The sequence below is a fragment of the Acinetobacter sp. WCHA39 genome, assembly GCF_002165385.1.
Lineage (GTDB): Bacteria > Pseudomonadota > Gammaproteobacteria > Pseudomonadales > Moraxellaceae > Acinetobacter.
Genome location: NZ_NHRP01000082.1, coordinates 1 through 1262, shown reverse-complemented (window position 1 = coordinate 1262; position 1262 = coordinate 1). Strand labels below are relative to the sequence as shown.

The 1262-nt window shown below is 45.6% G+C and carries 1 protein-coding gene; it reads left to right on the top strand.

Annotated elements, in window-relative coordinates:
- Positions 1-92: 92 nt before the first annotated feature.
- Positions 93-1262: ISNCY family transposase (locus CDG56_RS16675; RefSeq protein ID WP_087548451.1), on the top strand; the 1170-nt coding region annotated here is incomplete at its 3' end.

Here is a 1262-nt window from a genome sequence, read left to right as displayed (position 1 = left end):
TGTTAGAAACCATTTAAAGTGTCTGTATTCTCACCAATAAAAATGTCTGGTTTATGATGGTTTTCACCATCATGGACTGGATATAAATATAGATGCTGATCACTATGTCTGATAAAGAAATTCAACGTCTTGCAGTTCTGCAAGACGTTCGAGATCATCGTATTACACAAGTCCGTGCTGCTGAAATTCTGAATCTTTCAACCCGTCAAATTAGCCGGTTATTGCACAAGCTCAAGCAAGACGGTATTTCAGGCCTGACACATGCCAGTCGTGGTCAACCGGGTCATCGTTGCCATGATGAAGCCGTAAAGTCTGAATGCCTTTCCCTTATTTCTGAACATCTGCTGGGCTTTGGCCCAACCTTGGCGCATGAGAAGCTCAGCAGCATGTTTGACCTGAATATTCCCGTGGAAACGGTTCGTCGCTGGATGACTGCCAATGAACTCTGGATTCCGCGATCCAAGCGTCTGAAACGGCCATATCAGCCTCGATATAACCGGGATTGCTTCGGTGAGCTGATCCAGATTGATGGTTCATATCATGACTGGTTTGAAGGACGAGCCGCCAAATGCTGTTTGCTGGTTTATATCGATGATGCCACTGGAAAGCTGTTGCATCTGCGCTTTTGTGAGGCTGAAACGACCTTTGACTATATGCTTTCGACCAGAGCCTACATTGAGCAATACGGCAAGCCGCTGGCCTTTTACAGCGATAAACACTCGGTATTCCGAGTGAACCAGAAATCCAGTCAGGACAGCCAGATCACGCAATTTGGCCGGATTCTGAATGAGTTAAACATTGATATTATCTTTGCCAACTCACCACAGGCCAAAGGTCGTGTGGAACGTGCTAACAGGACACTTCAGGATCGTCTGATCAAGGAAATGCGCCTCGAAGGTATCAGTTCGATTGCCGAAGCCAATGCCTGGCTACCCTGCTTTATTGAGCAGTTCAATCAGAAGTTCGCCAAGTGTGCGAGAAATTCCAAGAACTTGCATCGCCCTTTAACAGAGTCTGATACTGAACTGGAGCATATTTTCACCTGGCAAGAACCGCGTAAGGTCACAAAGAACCTGACCATCACTTATGACAAATGTATTTATATGCTTGAGCCAACAGCACTGAATCATAAGCTTGTTGGGCAATACATTTCATTTCTGGAGTACCCAGATGGCACTGTGGCCATCATGCATGAAGGACGGAAGATCAACTATAGTGTCTTCAATAAACTGGCTGGACTACAGCAGAATGAAGTAGTTGAG